This window comes from Collinsella sp. HCP28S3_E9, assembly GCF_052065455.1.
GTDB lineage: Bacteria > Actinomycetota > Coriobacteriia > Coriobacteriales > Coriobacteriaceae > Collinsella.
The window spans coordinates 99,817-116,679 of the sequence record NZ_JBQHTZ010000007.1; the positions used below are offsets into that span (position 1 = coordinate 99,817).

Consider the following 16,863-nt stretch of genomic DNA (forward strand, 5'->3'; position numbering starts at 1 on the left):
GCCTATTTGTCGGATTATGGATGTGGAGCGCACATGGCGAACACCCAGAACTATATCAATCACCTGCTGCAGGGCACGGGCATCACGCCGGCGTGCAGCGAAGAAGAGCGTTTGGCTGCCGAGGATATCGCCCAGATCTTCCGCAATCATGGCTTTGATCCCGAAGTCCAGGAATTTAACGCTCCTGCACCCAGCAGGCTGGCATTTGCCGTCACAGGCATCCTGTCTTTTGCCGGTGCCCTGCTTATGGGTATTGGCGGCAGCATCGGCTTAATCGGTGTTCTGCTGGCCATCGCCGGTGCCGTGTTGTATGTGCTCGAGCGTACCGGTCGCCCTGTTATCTCTCGCCTGGGCAAGACGGGCGTGAGTCAAAATGTCATTGCCTATCACAAGGCCACAGGTCCGCTTGCATCTCCGCGCAACCGTCCGGTGGTTGTTGTCGCCCATTACGATTCTCCGCGTGCCGAGCTCCTCGCTCGCGAACCGTACGCGCCGTATCGCGCGCTCATCGCCAAGATGCTGCCGGTCGCCACGATTGTCCCCGCTGCCGTTGCCATTCTGCGTATACTGCCGCTCCCCGGCGCTCTTAAGGTTCTGCTTTGGATCGTTGCGATCCTCGCCTCTCTTGTGGCGCTCGCCAACGCGGCCAATATCATTGCCAACCGTTTTGTTCTTCCCTATACGTCCGGTGCGGTCTGCAATAAGTCTTCTGTAGCCGCGATGCTCGGTGTCATGGATAACGTTGCCCCTTACCAGGGCGAAAACGAGTTCCCCAACGACATTCCGTTTGATGACTATTTTGGTGAGCAAAAGCGTCGTGCCGAGGAGATGGCGCGCGCGGCGGCTGAGTATGCCGCTGCCCAGCAGCAAAACGACTACGGCAACACGATCGAGTACGAAGAGCCCTCCTACACCGAGGACGAGTTTGGCCAGCCGATCGCTCCCGAATCCGAGCAGGGCGAAGTTTTTGACGAGCAGATCGATGGCTTTGAGGGTGCCTCAGCTGACGAAACCCTGATTGGTGTCATTGCTCCCGAGGCTCAGGCTGAAGCCGAGGTTGCTGCCGAGCCGGTCGCGGATGAGGATGCCGTCGAGTCGATTGGGGCGCCCGCTGTCGCCGAGCCGAGCGAGCCCGAGCCTAAGCTGTATCGCAATGCTGCCGGTAATATTCGCTTTGGTTCTGATGCCATTCGTGCCCTGGGGATGCTTCCCGAGTCGTGCACGCTTGATTACGAAGAGGGCGAGGAGCCGACGGTCGATCCCGAGCCTGCTTCGGTTGAACCTGTCGCCGCGCCTGCCGACGAGCCCGTCGTCGATACCGAGCCAGAGACGGAACCCGAGCCCAGCCCTGCACCCGAGCCGGACACCGCTGCATCCGCTCCGGTGGTTCAGGATGTGTACGACGATTCCGCCAGCGATTACGATGAGTATCCGCAGCGCGTTTCCTATGAGAGCGATACCGATTTTTCGGCCGATCTACCGGTCGCGACGCCCCATGCCGATATAGCATCTGCGTTCTCTTCGATTGGAGCCAGCGCTTCAAGCTTCTTTAAGGGCGCACTCGCTAAGGGTAAAAAACTTGTCGACGACCTTGAGGAAAAGCGTGCCGCTGCGCGCGAGGTGGCAGAGCAGGAGGCTATTGCCCACCAGCAGGCTGCCGAGGCCGAGCGTGAGCGTGCGGCGCGGGAATTTGAACAGCATGAGGCTGAGCAGCCTGCCGCGACGGAGGTCGCCAAGGCTACGACGTCCTTCGAGGCCCAGCAGCCAATCGACGCCACCGAAACGCTCGACGCCGCGAACTTCGATGCCACGATAACGTTCGAGAAGCAGGGTACTGCCATCGCCGAGCCCCTTTCTGTTTCCGATGAGTCCCAGGATGCTGCAGATGAGATCGAGGCGCCCGAAGCCGAGCCGGCTGAGAGTGTCGATGCCGAGCAGGTTGAGAACGTTGACGCCGAGACGAACATCGCCGACGAGATTGAAGCCGACGCGACGGTCGTCGTTGAGCAAGAAGAGACCCCGGTGGTTTCTAACGCCGATGAGTCCAGGCCGTACTCTACGCAGATCTTTACCATGCCTGCCCCGAGCGATCCCGGCTCCACGGTTGCCAACCCCGCATCGGTGCAGGTCGAGACGGTTGATTCGCTCATGGCGCAGATTTCGTCCAAGGCCGCACCGCGTCCGCAGATGAATATCCCCGATCCCGCTTCTGCTCCGGTACCCACACCTTCTTCTTCGCCGCTTGCCTCGGTCCCCGATCCGTCGCTGCCCTCGATGCAGCAGGCCAACGTCGCATCCCGCACATCCCTCTTCGATCTCCCCGACCCCTCGGCTCAGGCCGACGATCCTTTCGCGACGGCTCAGGGGCCCGAGCCCACGTCGGCACCGGTTCCCCCCTCCATGCCCGTTTCTTCGGGCGCTCAGCCCATCGAAACCATCCCGGCTCCCGTCGCCAAGGAGGCAAAGCCTCAGAAGCGTGGTCTGGGCGGCTTGTTCGGACGCAAAAAGAAGAATGAGCAGAACAGCATGAGCGACTGGCTGGGCGTCGAGGATGACTACGATGCCAAGAAGTCTGGCCGCGGTATCGGCTCTTGGGATAACTTTGAGGACGATGATAACGGCTGGAAGGGCGGTGCCACCTCTTCTGACGGCGCTTCTGCCGAGGACATGCTTTCGGCTGTTGCCTCCATGGGTGATGACGAGCTGCTTGGTCATGATATCTGGTTTGTGGCAACGGGTGCCTCGGATTGTGACGGCGCCGGTATGAAGGCGTTCCTCGAAGCCCATCGCGATAAGCTGCGTGGTGTGTTCTTTATCAATCTTGAGTCCATTGGAGCCGGTAGGCTTTCGGTCGTGACGGTCGAAGGCGAGCAGCAGTTGCTCAAGGGTGATCGCCGCATCATGAATCTGGTCAGCAAGGTGTGCAAGTCGTTCCACGTTGATTGTGGCGCGTTTGAGATGCCCTATGCCAAGACCGATGCCTATGCCGCGCTCGAGGCGAGCCGTCGCGCCCTCACAATTGCCGGTGTCGATGGCCCGCGTCTTGCCTGCGCGCGCACCGAAGACGATTTGCCGTACAACGTCAACCCGACGAACATCGCTACGGTGTCCGAGGTTGTCACCGAGGTCATCCGCCGTTCGTAGCGGACCTCTAAGGAGTTAGCGTGTTTTCATACATCAAACGCCATTGGCCCGTCTATGTGGTTCTGTTTTTGATCGCCATTGCTATGGGTCTGGGGGCCGCATATATCGTGGGCGCTAAGGGGTCGACGCCCAGGTCCACGATGAGCGAAGAGGTGGAGCAAGAGCAGAGTTTGGGTGCCGACGGCATTTCGGATGGCGATCTGGAACTTGTTGACGGCGGGTCTGCGTCTACGGAATAGCCTTTGGTTACACACGCCAGATAACGGGCGAGCCGGCATATCGGCTCGCCCGTTATTTCTACTTACTCCTCTTTTGATGCCGAGCTTAGCCAAGTGAGCCAAATTGCTGTGCCACCGGCGGTCAATAATGCGGTGAGAAAAGAGATGATGGGTGCATTGCCCGTATTTGGAAGATCCTGCGGAATGGCGCATTTTTGAACAACACGATCTTTATCGTGCGACTCGAGTTTTTCGCCTCCTCCGTTGCGGCAAAGGTCAACACGGGCACTGTTGGCGAGTGCGGTTTGGGGCGTATAGGATGAGGTTGCACACATCCGGATGATTGCTCCGTGTAAATCCGATTTGAGGGATGCCGTCGCATCATCAAGGTCGTCATGCTCGTCTTTAAGCCCATTGCGATTCCAAGAATCGTTGTCGCGCCGGGTCGTAAAGTCTGCGGAAACCGAGCCATACTCAAAGCGAATCCCCGTGATAACAGCGTCGTCCGAAAGCGTAAGGTCCTTTACTTCGAGGGTGGAAGACTCCGTGGTCGAGACATCGGCTTTCCAAAGACTCCAGCCATCGTAATCGACAATCCGCACATCCTCGCCCAGCCGCTCTTTGACCTCGTCTGTCTCGAGCCACGGGTTGGTGTGTTCATCGTCAAGTGTGGCGTTGGCCTTTTCCTTTATGCCCAACTTGTCTGCCGGTGACGTTCGATACCAAACATTGCAGAGCCCGTTTAAGTCGCCGACGGCGATCGGGGTTTTAATGGCGACAAGTTTGGCCGTGCCGTCTTTGGCACATTCGAGATCGTCGGTGACGGTGAACTCGTCGACCCAGGTGCTCGATTCGTTTTGAGCGTCGATGGTGTAGGAATAGGAGCCCTTTCTGTCGGGTTGCGTCGCCGCCCGGTTTTTACCGTCGCCGTTCGCCACTGTTCCCTTTACGGTTGGCCGCGCGATTTCTTGTCGCTTGTCGACGCTCCCCTTAATCTCAATCGGTGCATCCGTCATGGTTACGGCCTGGATCTTCCCCGTATCCTCGACTTCAAAGGATACGTCTTCAGCGAGGTCATAGGAACGCGGGGACATTGTTTCGCATAGGGTATAAGAACCGGGTTCAAGGTGCTCCACGCGATGGGGCTGCTCGGATGATATCCAAGAATCAATTTCTGTTCCATCGGCGTCGCATAAGACCAGTCGGGCGCCTTTAACTTCATGCTTGCCTGTCATATCGACCTTGGAGAAATCGACCTTGGTGTAATCATTGGACAATTCGATCTGCGACTCGACCACAGGGACCTTCTGGTCGATATAAGCAAGCTCAACGATATGTGCTGTCCGATCAAGTAGATAGCCGTCGGGAGACTGGGTTTCAACGACTTCGTATCGTGCCGTTCCGCAACCCAGCGAAAGGTTGTCTACGCGAGCTTTTCCCTGTTCATCAGTTGTGACGGCAGCAACGGCTTCACCGGCAAGGGCGGCAATGTGGCCATCGGGACAAACGATATCGTCGGCAGCGCGAATTTCAAACTTGGCACCAGATAGGGCACTGCCGTCTACTGCGTCAGCCTTCGCGATCTCGATGCTTCCGGTTGCCGCGCTGTTGAAATACGAGACGGCGGCGATAGGTGTGAGATCTGCATCGGCAGGAATCGTCACCTTCAGTTCGTCGCCCACAAGGTAGGGCGCTTTGGCTGCGACTTCTCGTACGTAATATGTGCCCGGCTTGAGCGATTCTGGCAACGTGACGGTGCCGGTCGCATTGGTGGTAAAGGTGTTCATAACGTTGTGCGTCGGATACCAGCATGTTTGAGAGATGGGTTCACGGTTGCTGTTGAGCAGCTGAAAACTAAAGCCGGCAAGGGGGACGGAAGCTCCCGTCTGGGCATCGCGTTTGATGATTTGGAGATGTGTCGAAAGGGTGTGATTGTCCACTATGTACTGAAGCTTGGCTCCGTCGGCGATTTGCTCGGGCGTGATGGTCCAATCCTCTGCCCGCTTGAAGCCTGTGGGAACAGTTTCCGGGACCTCGCGAACGGTATACCCCTCACGATCGTAGGGGATGGCGCCGTGGACGCCGTCCGGTCGTGTGCCCGCGCCAAACCAGGCCTTGGGCTGGTCTTTGGTGGATGCGAAGCCATAGATATTTGTCGTCAATGTGCCTACGACCTGCTTAGAGCTGTTGCTGACGATTTCAAAGACGACGCCTTCCGCTGGCTGTTCTAATCCCGATTGCTCGCCGTTCCCGTAATCCTTGAACTTGGAAATCTCGATGTCAAACGCAACATGAGTATTGGGGATGCGGCGTTCGAGCTCAACGACGCCCATGTCGTTTAGTTGATTGGGGCCGACCGTATAGGTCCAGCTGTCATGGGGGAGCAGGTAGCCCTCTGGTGCTTTCGATTCGTAGAGGGTAAAGGTTCCCAGGGGAATGCCGCTTAAGGTCGCCTGGCCATCGTCTTCGGTCGTGAAGGTGCGCGTCCACCCAGGGGTAGACTGCGAGACACAGGTAAATTCGGCTTTGGCGAGCGAGGTTCCCGCCTGCGCTCCGGCATTCGTGGCGGCATCGGTTTTGACGACACGCAGCGTGATAGAACCTGGCTGCTCGTTGATTGTGACATGTCCGCCGCTTTTTCCGGTGGTAAAGTCAATGCGATCGCGTCGGGACAGATAGCCTGTCGGCGCTTTGGTTTCGATTAGGTAATATGCCGTGTTGGGCAAAAGCGTTGCCCGTGCACGACCGTTGCCGTCCATTTTGATGCTGCCGACGTGTTTGTCCGTGTTTTTCTCAAAGATGTTAAACGTCGCCCCACCTAACTGATACGTATCGTTCCCGCTGGTAATGACAGTGTTTGCAGATCTTTTTTCAAAGGATACGTTGATGGTGGGCAAAACGTAGAGCATATCCTGGTGACGGCCTTCGTTAGAGACGGGTCCGTGATAGCGTCTGGCGCGATGCGGGTCGGCCTTAATATTTCCGGCTTTTGCGTTGTCGTAGAGCCAGCGCGCCGCCGCGACAACCTCGGCGTCTTGATCGAACTTGCCGCTTTTGGCAACGCCGGCGTTGTTTGTATACGCAAAAGAGCCGTCGGGGCGCGTGGTTCCTTTGAGCATCCACACGGCAATCTGGGTTGCGGCGCGGGCGCGTTCGGCCGTTAGGTTATGGCCGCCAAATGATGTGGCGGAAGGGTATCCATGGCAGATGACGGCGGCAAACTCGTTGTCGAGCCATGTCCAACCCTGATTGTAGGTCCGCCATGGTCCTCCTGGGCTGCTGGGGCCGGGGCAGTCTTGGTTCATGCAGTAAGAAATCGAGGCGTCTTGTGCCTCGTACTTGCCAATGCCAAACGGTCCGCACATATCGCTGATGGTGCGAAAACTAAGCGTATCGTTTCCATCGACGGCGCAGGCGGTACCAGGCGTGGCGCAGGCTAGAAACAACAAGAGGAATAGGAGCAGCGGTGCTGTTGCGATTGCGCTGTGGACAGAGTGCGTGGGTGCATTGGACATGGCTGCTCCTTATCCTTTGTGCGCCGCGCTGGGAGATTGCGGCGCGTGGGATGAGATTAGCGCCGGGGGTCATACGGGTAAGTACCGCGAGCTGACCAAGAACTTGCCAAGTTCCCAACAAATGGAGACCGGTTTTAGATAATCAAACAAAAAAGCAGGTAGAAGACGGTGTAAAACAGGTTACTCGAGTCCCTGTTTTCGCAATTCGAGCAACAAGAAGATGATTTTCCATGCGTAAAACAAGGGTTAGCGCCCTTGTATCAAACAAGACAACCGCGTTATACTATCCCCCACATATGCGGGCATCGCCAAGTGGTAAGGCATCAGCTTCCCAAGCTGACACTCGCGGGTTCGAGTCCCGTTGCCCGCTCCAAAAAAATAAAAGCACGGCACCGCTGCGGTACCGTGCTTTTTTCAATAAAGTGCCGGGACTCGAACCCGACAGGGTGTGAACGTTAGGCAAATGGCAAAATGTTAGGTTAATACCTGCTGCCTATACTTGCACCTGCGCACGGTACAATGGTTGAGTTACGACCAACGTGCCAATAACCAAAAAGGAGCCGCTATGATCGATCGCTATACCCGCCCGGAGATGGGACACATCTTCTCCCTCGAGAACAAGTACGCCATTTGGCAGGAGATTGAGGTTCTGGCCTGCGAGGCCCAGGCGGAGCTCGGCAAGATCGGTATTTCTAAAGAAGAAGCTCAGTGGATCCGCGACCACGCCAACTTTGAGAAGGCGAAGGTCGACGAGATCGAAGAAGTCACGCGCCATGACGTCATTGCCTTCCTGACCAATATGAAGGAGTATATCGACGCCGATGTTCCCGAGGGCGAGCCTAAACCCAGCCGTTGGGTTCACTATGGCATGACCAGCTCTGACTTGGGCGATACGGCCCTGTGCTATCAGCTCACCCAGGCCTGCGACCTAATTATCGAGGACGTCAAGAAACTCGGCGAGATCTGCAAACGTCGCGCTTTCGAGGAGCGTAACACGCTCTGCGCCGGTCGCACTCACGGCATCCACGCCGAGCCTATGACCTTTGGTATGAAGTTTGGCTCTTGGGCCTGGGAGCTCAAGCGCGATCTGGATCGCCTTGAGGACGCTCGCAAGAACGTCGCCTTCGGTGCCATCTCGGGTGCCGTTGGCACCTACAGCTCCATCGAGCCGTTTGTCGAGGAGTATGTCTGCGAGCACCTGGGTTTGGTTCACGACCCGCTGTCCACGCAGGTTATCAGCCGCGACCATCATGCCTACCTCGCTGGCGTCCTCGCCACCACGGCGGCCACCTGCGAGCGTATCGCTACCGAGGTTCGCAATCTGCAGAAGACCGATACACTCGAGGCCGAGGAGCCGTTCCGCAAGGGTCAAAAGGGCAGCTCCGCCATGCCGCACAAGCGTAACCCCATCACCATGGAGAAGGTCTGCGGCCTGTCGCGCGTCGTGAAGTCCAACGCCCAGGTCGCCTTCGACAACGTCGCCCTGTGGCATGAGCGTGACATTTCGCACTCTTCTGCCGAGCGCGTCGCCCAGGCCGATAGCTTTATCGCACTTGACCACATGTTCCAGTGCCTTATCCGCGTTATCGATGGCCTCCAGCTGTATCCGGCTCGCATGATGGCCAACCTCAACAAGACCCGCGGTCTCATCTTCTCCTCCAAGGTTCTGCTGGCCCTCGTCGATACGGGCATTACCCGTGAGGACGCCTACGCAATCGTGCAGGAAAACGCCATGGCGACCTGGCATGAGGTGCAGGACTGTGTTTCCGGCCCCACCTTCAAGGAGCGCCTCGAGGCCGATCCGCGCTGCACCGTCAGCCAGGAGAAGCTCGACGAGATCTTTGATCCGTGGGACTTCCTCACCCGCATCGATACGGTCTTCGATCGTCTGGAGCAGCTGAGCTTCGAGTAGGTTCGGGCATAACGTTAGCTTTTTAGGGCGCTTTGCTGGTAATGTGTGTTGCCGGTAAAGCGCCTCGTTGCATTTATGGAAAGACGGGGATAATAGTCGTCTCGAATGACATTCTGAGAAGGAGATCGCATGATTTCGTTTGATTACAAGCCCCAGGGCGTGTGTACTCGCAATATTCACCTCAATCTTTCCGATGACGGCAGCAAAGTACTGGGCGTTGAGTTTACCGGCGGCTGCAACGGCAACCTCAAGGCCATCTCTAAATTGGTCGAAGGTGTTTCTTCCGATCGTGTGATTGAGGTGTTGGCCGGCAATACGTGCGGCACGAAAAAGACCTCCTGTGCCGACCAGCTTACGCGTGCCATCGAGGCCGCGCGTGCCGAGATTGCCTAATGAGTATTTTTGATCGCGTTAAGAATGGGGTAACGCGCCGAGGATTTGTGTTGGGTGGTGCTGCCGCGAGTGCTGCCACGCTGCTTGCGGGGTGCTCGAAAAAAACGGGCACCAGCGATGATGCTGCCGGTGAGCCGCAGGTTATCAAAGATGATTCCAAGATCGTCTCGATTACCGAAGAGTATGAGGCCGTCGACATTGATCTTAAGCCGACGGCGTCGTGGACGTTGCCATTGGGGACGCTGCTGTACTACTGCGATGGAGGTTACGCTGCGGCGATGATGGCGCCCGCATCTGCGCTGCATGCCAACACGCTTGGCGTGTTCAACATGGGGGACGGCTCACTCACCACGTTGATTGACGATCCTGTCGAGGGTTCCGGTTATGCGTTTTACGACGTTCGCGCCACCGATAGCGTGTTTGCGTGGGTTGAGATGAACTACGCGAATTCGTCGTGGAAGCTCTATGCGCAAACCCTGTCGGGCGCGGCGCTTACTGGTAATGCCGTTGAGCTTGATCGCGGCGGTGAGGACTACGACCCTCCGCTGTTTACCGCCTTTGACTCGTCGGTCATCTGGTACAAGATGCCTTCGACCGGTGGCAATAAGACCGGCAGCGATTCATATTGCTACCGCCGTTCGCTCGATGAATCTAAAGCGGAGGCAATCTGGAAGTCGACAGGCCGCTTTGCGTCTGCACCGCGCGTGAGCGATGGCATCCTGACTATCTCACCCCGCGTGCGCAATGACGAGGGCGTCTACTACGGCATGACGGCGATCGACCTGACGGACGGCAACAATACCAAGAGGGCTCAGCTGGTCCTTCCTTCGTCGGTGTCACCTTTCGAGGCCGTATATATGGGCGATACGTTTGTGTTCTCCATTGAGGCGACCTATGCCGGCGTGGGCGGCCTGGGCAATATGGGTACCTACATTGGTAACGAGGGCGGCCCGTATCAATTTCTATCGCGCGAACCGCTCGCGTGCGCCGCCGGCAGGAAGGGCAAATATCTGGTTAAGGTTCAGGCATCGCATTTTCTGATCGATACCTCCGCTAAAACCTATGGTTCGCTGCTGTCGCCCGACCGCGCTCTCGAATATGGCGACTATCCAGCTACGGCGGGAAAATCGAATACGTTTTTAACCTATGCCACGGTGCGTAATAGCCAAGGAATTCCCGAGACGGTTACCGCTCGCCTGTTCTCTCTTTAGCGCCGAGGGGTTAAAAAGGCGCCAACGGGGGAATAAGCCCATTGTAACCGTGAGTACCGCCCGCCGAGCTGTCGCGCCCATGCGATGCCCGGTGGGCTCAGGTGCGTTAAAATGGGCTTGTTCTTAGCTAATTGAGACAGGGGGGCCGTGTTATGGCTTCAGATGCAAAAAAGATTCTGCTGGTCGAGGACGAGAAGGCGATCCGTGACGCTGTCGCTGCCTATCTCGAGCGCGAGGGCTACTGGGTTGTTGGCGTTGGCGATGGCCAGTCTGCGATCGAGGAGTTCGAGAAGCACCAGTTCGACCTGGTTGTGCTCGACCTTATGCTCCCCAAGATCCCCGGCGAGCGCGTTTGCCGCACTATCCGCGATACCTCGGATGTGCCCATCATCATGCTTACCGCCAAGGGCGAGATCGAGGATCGCATCATCGGCCTCGAGCTTGGTGCCGACGACTACCTGATCAAGCCGTTCTCGCCGCGCGAGCTCGTCGCCCGCGTTCGCGCCCTGTTCCGTCGTGCTCACCAGGCAGACGAGCCCGCCGTTGAGGTACTCGACTTTGGCGATCTGGTCATCGATATCTCGGGCCACAAGATCTTGGTCGAGGGCAAGGAAGTTGATTTGACCGCTTCCGAGTTTAAGCTGCTTACCACGCTTGCTCGCCATCCCGGTCGCGTCTATAACCGTATGGAGCTGGTCGAGAAGGTGCTCGGCTACGACTTTGAGGGCTACGAGCGCACCATCGACAGCCACGTGAAGAACCTTCGCGCCAAGCTGGGCGACGACCCCAAGAAGCCTAAGTGGCTCTATACCGTTCACGGCGTCGGTTATCGCTTCGAGGCTCCGGCCAAGACCGATAAGTCGGACGAGAAATAGGTAAATCACATATGACACCTGCGCGCTTTGAAATCGGACAAAAGCACAAGCAGGAGAACGAGGCGGGTTCCAAGGCAAGTTGGAACACGCCTCGTTCCGATTCACGGCCGGCGATGAGCTATCCCTCGCGTATGGCTTTGGCTTTTGCCCTGACATCGCTCATGACGGTATTGGTGCTGGTGGGCGTTGTCTCCGTTGTGTGGGGCACCGTCTTTTCGGATTACACGCGCTCCAATATCGTCGAGATCGCCAATTCTGCTGCCGAAAAGCTTGCGACGTCGTATGAGGAAAACGGCAATTGGACTGCGGGCGAGCTGCGCACGGTCGCGACATCGAGCTTGGTGTCCGACGACCTGGGTATGCAGGTCGTCAACAAAAAGGGCGTTGTCGTTTATGACGACTCATGGCCTTCGGCAAGTGCGACCGCCGATGTGCGCGAGAGCGAATTGCCGTCGAGCAGCTCGAGCGGTAAAAAGGCCTCGCATAGCCCGGTCTCGTCAGCGCCCACCGACTCCGATAGCGTTGCCAACGTCGAAATCGTTACGTCCTCTGGCGAGCATGTCGGACAGGTAAAGCTATGGGCTATCGGCTCCGACGCTCTGCTCACTAAGGCAGATTCTGCGTTTAGGGAGAAGACCTTTAACGCCATGGCTCTTGCCGCGGTTGTTGCAATCTGCATCTCGGTCGTTATCGGATCGCTCGTGTCGCGCATGCTTACCAAGCCGATTCATCGTATTACGAGCACAGCCAAGCAAATTCGCGACGGCGATCTGTCTGCTCGTACGGGCTTGCGCGGCGATGACGAAATCGACCAGCTGGGTGAGACCTTTGACGAGATGGCCACCTCACTCGAGAAAGATATGAAGCACGAAAAGCGCCTGACCTCGGATGTCGCACACGAGCTTCGTACACCGCTCATGGCCATGCTTGCAACGGTCGAGGCCATGCAAGATGGCGTGTATCCCACCGACGACGAGCATCTGGAGACGGTCGCTTCCGAGACGCGTCGCCTGGCTCGTTTGGTGCAGCAGATGCTCGACCTATCGCGTATGGAAAACAGCACGGCTCCGCTCAATCTCGAACCGGTGGACATGGTTCCGTTCGTGCGATCGATTGTGAACGGCCAGGAGCGTCTGTTTGCCGACCGTGACCTTCGCCTTCGCTTTGCAGATGAAACCCAGGGGCACGACGATGTCGTCGAGGCCGATCCCGACATGATCACGCAATGCGTCATCAACCTCATGAGCAACGCCATGCGCTACACCCCCGAGGGCGGTTGGGTCGTAGTGTCGGTGCTCAGTGACCGCAAGCATGTCAGTATTGCCGTTTCGGATACCGGTATCGGTATTGCCAAGGACGATCTGTCGCGTATCTTCGGACGATTTTGGCGCGCCGATGCCAGCCGCGCCCGCGAAGCTGGCGGCCTGGGCGTCGGCCTCGCCGTAACTAAACAGATCGTCGAGCGTCACCATGGCTACATATCCGTGGAGTCGGAGCTTGGAAAGGGTACGACTTTTACGATTCATCTGCCCCGCGAGCACACGGCGGACGCGGCATCTACTACAATGGAGCACTAGCTTTTCGCTATTCGGTGAAGGAGGGGCCGCGTCCCTGCCGCTCCGAGTTTGCGAAAACGTGCGGGAAAGAACCCGCATTTCTATCGTATTTAGGTAAGGAGTGACTCACGTGACAACGATGGAGCGTCGTCCGGATTCCCGTGGCAAGGTTCGTGATATCTACGATGCCGGCGAAAACCTGTTGATGGTCGCCACCGATCGCATTTCTGCGTTCGACTTTATTCTTCCCGACGAAATTCCGTTTAAGGGAGAGGTGCTCAACCGTATCTCGGCGTTCTGGTTCGACAAGTTTGCCGATATCGTCCCCAATCACCTCGTCTCCATCGATCCGGCGGATTTCCCCAAGGAGTTTGCCGAGTATCGTGACTATCTCGCAGGCCGCGCCATGCTGGTTAAGAAGGCCCAGACGATTCCTATCGAGTGCATCGTCCGCGGCTATCTGACCGGTTCGGGCAAGAAGACCTACGACGAGAACGGCACCGTCTGCGGCATCCAGCTGCCTGAGGGCCTGACCGAGGCCTCCAAGCTCCCCGAGCCGCTGTTCACCCCGTCCACGAAGGCCGAGATCGGTGATCACGACGAGAATATCTCGTTTGAGCGTTGCTGCGAGATCGTTGGCGAGGACATCGCCACGCAGATCCGAGATCTGTCTCTTAAGATCTACAAAGCTGCCGCCGAGTATGCAGCGACCCGTGGCATCATCATTGCCGACACCAAGTTTGAGTTTGGTGTCATCGATGGCAAGGTCACGCTGATCGACGAGTGCCTCACGCCCGACTCCAGCCGTTTCTGGCCTGCCGCCAGCTACGAGGAGGGTAAGATTCAGCCTAGCTACGACAAGCAATTCGTCCGCAATTGGCTCAAGGCCAACTGGGATATGACGGGGGAGACCCCGCATCTGCCCGCCGAGGTCATCGATGGCACGTCCGAGCGCTATCGCGAGGCCTTCCAGATCATCACGGGCTCCCAGTTTACAAGCATGAAGGAGAACGCGTAAGTGAGTACCCGCAGCGCCACGAACAAGCGCACGCAATCCCACGAGGTTACCGGGGTTGCGCGCAAGTCCGCCGCATCCGCCAAGCCAGCTCGTCAGGCAGCGAGTTCTGTTCGCGTCGTGCCGGCATCATCCAAGGCACGCCGCAAGGAGCTCGAGAAGGGCGAGAGCCTCGAGGGCCTCTCTAAAGAGGAGAAGCGCGCCCGCAAGGCTAAGCGGCGCGCCAAGGAGGACCGCATCTACACGGTGTCGAGTATCCTTCTCAAGCAGGATGAGGACTACACCAAGCGCCGCCGCATCTGGTGGGCCGTGCTTACTATCGGTATGGTGCTCGTCGTGGCCATTTGGTCTTCGCTGTACTTCGCTCCCGCTGGCATGGTGTCCAGCCCCGTCCAGATGGCCGGCATTGTTTTGTCCTACATCGTCATTCTGGGTGACTTCATCTACGACTTCGTGCGCATCCGTCCCTTGCGTAATATGTATCGCGCGCAGGCCGAGGGCATGTCCGATAACAAGCTCAACGCTATTATCGAGCGCTCGGCTGCCAAAGAGGACAAGAAGGCCTCCAAGAAGAAGTAGTAGCGTTACAACCTATAGATATCGCTAAGATATAAGGCGCGTCGTTTTTTGCGGTGCGCCTTTTTACTGTCCTGTAGATAGATGGAGTGGCACATGATTCGAGCTGCCCTGACGGTCGAAGAGGCTCTGGAGGGTATGAAGTCCCTGGAGCCCAAGATTAACAATTATGCGCGTCTCGTTGTCCGCAAGGGCGTCAACGTTAAGCCCGGTCAGGAGGTCGTCGTTCAGTCTCCCGTCGAGTGCGCGTCATTTGCGCGCGTGGTGGTTGCGGAGGCTTATGACGCCGGTGCCGGTCACGTGACGGTCATCTGGGCTGACGATGCCGTGACGAGGCTTACCTACGAGCATGTCGAGAAAAGCTATTTTGAGCAGACTCCCGAGTGGAAGCGCATGCAGCTGGATTCGTTGGCTCAGGACGGAGCCTGCTTTATCTTTATTGAGGGCACGGACCCTGCTGCCCTCAAGGGCATCGATCCCGCTAAGCCTGCCGCAGCTTCTAAGGCGAGGAACATGCAGTGTAAGGTCTTCCGCCGTGGACTGGACTACAACATTAACCCGTGGTGCATCGCCGGCGCTCCGGTCGCTGCTTGGGCGCGCGAGGTATTCCCGGGAGACGCCGATGAGGTTGCAGTCTATAAGCTGTGGAATGCGATTCTGCACACCGCTCGTGCTGATGGCCAGGACCCGGAGAGCGACTGGGAGCTCCATGACGCCACATTCGAAAAGAACCTGCGCTTCCTAAACGATAATCAATTTGATTGCCTGCACTACACCGCTTCGAATGGAACTGATCTGACGATTGGAATGACGAAAGACCATGAGTGGGCCGGCGGCAAGGGAAAAACTCCCGACGGTCACCCTTTCTTCCCCAACATTCCCACCGAGGAGGTCTTCACCTCGCCCGATCGCATGCGCGCCGACGGCATCGTGTACTCGGCTATGCCGCTCATTCACCACGGCAATAAGGTTGACGATTTTTGGATTAAGTTCGAGAACGGCCGCGTAGTGGACTATGACGCTCGCGTGGGTAAGGCAACGCTTGCGAGCATTATTGAAACCGATGAAGGTGCTGCTCATCTGGGCGAGGTCGCGCTTATTTCCAAGAACACACCGATTCGTGAAAGCGGCATTCTGTTCTACGACACACTCTATGACGAGAACGCCAGCTGTCACCTTGCGTTGGGTGTCGGTTTTCCCGAGTGCATCGAAAGCGGGTATGACATGTCCAAAGAGGAACTTCTGGAGCATGGCGTCAACGTTTCGAGCACGCACGTTGACTTTATGATTGGCACGGACGACATCGATATTACGGGCATTACACCTGATGGACGTGAAATTGTGATTTTCCAGAACGGCCAATGGAGTTGGGAATAGTCTCAGACCGTGGTACAATGCCATCCGCGGGCCGTTAGCTCAGCTGGCAGAGCAGGGGACTTTTAATCCCAAGGTCCAGGGTTCGAACCCCTGACGGCCCACCATAGAATAGAAAAGCGACTGGCGGATGCCGGCCGCTTTTTTGTTGCCGGTGCACGGGTTCGAACCCGAAAGGGCGCGGAGCTGAGGAAACGCGTCAGCGTTTGCCAGCGCAGCGCGCGAGGCGTGGAGGCGCCGAAGCGGCCGCCCGCGCAGCGGGCGCGAACCCCTGACGGCCCACCATAGAATAGAAAAGCGACTGGCGGATGCCGGCCGCTTTTTTGTTGCCGGTGCACGGGTTCGAACCCGATCTTCTCTATATATAAGGACGCCTGGCGGCCATAACCAGCCTTTTACCGACAGGAAACCAAAACCAGATGCCGTTAGAGTAAAGTAGCGCACCAGAGATGACCGATACCTCAACACCTATAAACCAGCTGGTCATCGCCAATACCGGAAGCCGATGCTTCAGATATGACTTCAGTGGAACAGCTGAAGGATCAATTTATTTGTGAACAAAATATGGAGTGCGGGATTCCCGCCCCGCGGGCCCCTCCGGTCTGGCAATATATCTCCTTGCCGCGCGGCCCGGTCGGACCGGGAACCGGCGCAGGCGTGCACCTTGAGAACCGGATACTGCGAGGATGGACACACCAGATGTGTCGCATCCGGGCAGACATCGAACCATTTGAAATGGTCTGACTTGGATTCGTTTTTCGCAAGGCCGCCGAGAGGCGGCCCCGAGAATTCCTTTTCCTATACAGAACCATATGAATCGAACGGAACCGATCAGCGATGACTGAGAGGACCGGACGGGCTCGAGGCCCAAACATATTTGGACGGAGAGTTCGATCCTGGCTCAGGATGAACGCTGGCGGCGCGCCTAACACATGCAAGTCGAACGGCACCTATCTTCGGATAGAAGCGAGTGGCGAACGGCTGAGTAACACGTGGAGAACCTGCCCCCTCCCCCGGGATAGCCGCCCGAAAGGACGGGTAATACCGGATACCCCCGGGTGCCGCATGGCGCCC

The 16,863-nt window shown here is 57.4% G+C and carries 11 protein-coding genes, 2 tRNA genes and 1 rRNA gene; 13 read left to right on the forward strand and 1 reads right to left on the reverse strand.

Going from position 1 to position 16,863, the window contains the following annotated elements; translation table 11 throughout:
- Positions 1-33: 33 nt before the first annotated feature.
- Positions 34-3,144, forward strand: a complete 3,111-nt coding sequence (locus ACTNA2_RS05065) for a hypothetical protein (RefSeq protein ID WP_441048785.1) — start codon at positions 34-36, stop codon at positions 3,142-3,144.
- A gap of 20 nt (positions 3,145-3,164) precedes the next feature.
- Positions 3,165-3,383, forward strand: coding sequence for a hypothetical protein (locus tag ACTNA2_RS05070; protein WP_427729007.1), 219 nt, complete (start codon positions 3,165-3,167; stop codon positions 3,381-3,383).
- Between the two features lie 62 nt (positions 3,384-3,445).
- On the opposite strand, the gene ACTNA2_RS05075 is transcribed toward ACTNA2_RS05070, so the two are convergent.
- Positions 3,446-6,877 (reverse strand): SpaA isopeptide-forming pilin-related protein, encoded by a 3,432-nt coding sequence (locus ACTNA2_RS05075; RefSeq protein ID WP_441048786.1) that lies wholly within the window; start codon positions 6,875-6,877, stop codon positions 3,446-3,448.
- Positions 6,878-7,175: 298 nt separating this feature from the next.
- Here ACTNA2_RS05075 and ACTNA2_RS05080 point away from each other — a divergent pair.
- From ACTNA2_RS05080 to ACTNA2_RS05130, 11 genes are all read left to right on the forward strand, one after another.
- A tRNA-Gly gene (locus tag ACTNA2_RS05080) sits at positions 7,176-7,250 on the forward strand.
- A gap of 192 nt (positions 7,251-7,442) precedes the next feature.
- Positions 7,443-8,789, forward strand: a complete 1,347-nt coding sequence (gene purB / locus ACTNA2_RS05085) for an adenylosuccinate lyase (protein ID WP_154516820.1) — start codon at positions 7,443-7,445, stop codon at positions 8,787-8,789.
- A 129-nt stretch (positions 8,790-8,918) separates the two neighbouring features.
- Positions 8,919-9,182, forward strand: a complete 264-nt coding sequence (locus ACTNA2_RS05090) for a TIGR03905 family TSCPD domain-containing protein (protein WP_427717875.1) — start codon at positions 8,919-8,921, stop codon at positions 9,180-9,182.
- A gap of 47 nt (positions 9,183-9,229) precedes the next feature.
- The gene (locus tag ACTNA2_RS05095) at positions 9,230-10,393 is read left to right on the forward strand and encodes a hypothetical protein (RefSeq protein ID WP_427794048.1); all 1,164 of its coding nucleotides are present in this window, start codon (positions 9,230-9,232) and stop codon (positions 10,391-10,393) included.
- Positions 10,394-10,545: 152 nt separating this feature from the next.
- A complete protein-coding gene (locus ACTNA2_RS05100) occupies positions 10,546-11,268 on the forward strand; it encodes a response regulator transcription factor (RefSeq protein ID WP_006236208.1) in 723 nt (240 codons plus the stop codon).
- An 11-nt stretch (positions 11,269-11,279) separates the two neighbouring features.
- A complete protein-coding gene (locus ACTNA2_RS05105; protein WP_154516828.1) occupies positions 11,280-12,845 on the forward strand; it encodes a sensor histidine kinase in 1,566 nt (521 codons plus the stop codon).
- A 118-nt stretch (positions 12,846-12,963) separates the two neighbouring features.
- The gene (locus tag ACTNA2_RS05110; RefSeq protein WP_154516897.1) at positions 12,964-13,842 is read left to right on the forward strand and encodes a phosphoribosylaminoimidazolesuccinocarboxamide synthase; all 879 of its coding nucleotides are present in this window, start codon (positions 12,964-12,966) and stop codon (positions 13,840-13,842) included.
- Positions 13,843-14,418 (forward strand): hypothetical protein, encoded by a 576-nt coding sequence (locus ACTNA2_RS05115; protein WP_427717870.1) that lies wholly within the window; start codon positions 13,843-13,845, stop codon positions 14,416-14,418.
- A gap of 93 nt (positions 14,419-14,511) precedes the next feature.
- Positions 14,512-15,792 carry an aminopeptidase gene (locus ACTNA2_RS05120; protein ID WP_441048787.1) on the forward strand — a complete coding sequence of 427 codons (1,281 nt, stop codon included), beginning with the start codon at positions 14,512-14,514 and terminating at the stop codon, positions 15,790-15,792.
- Between the two features lie 28 nt (positions 15,793-15,820).
- A tRNA-Lys gene (locus ACTNA2_RS05125) sits at positions 15,821-15,896 on the forward strand.
- Between the two features lie 771 nt (positions 15,897-16,667).
- A 16S ribosomal RNA gene (locus tag ACTNA2_RS05130) occupies positions 16,668-16,863 on the forward strand; the annotation flags it as partial.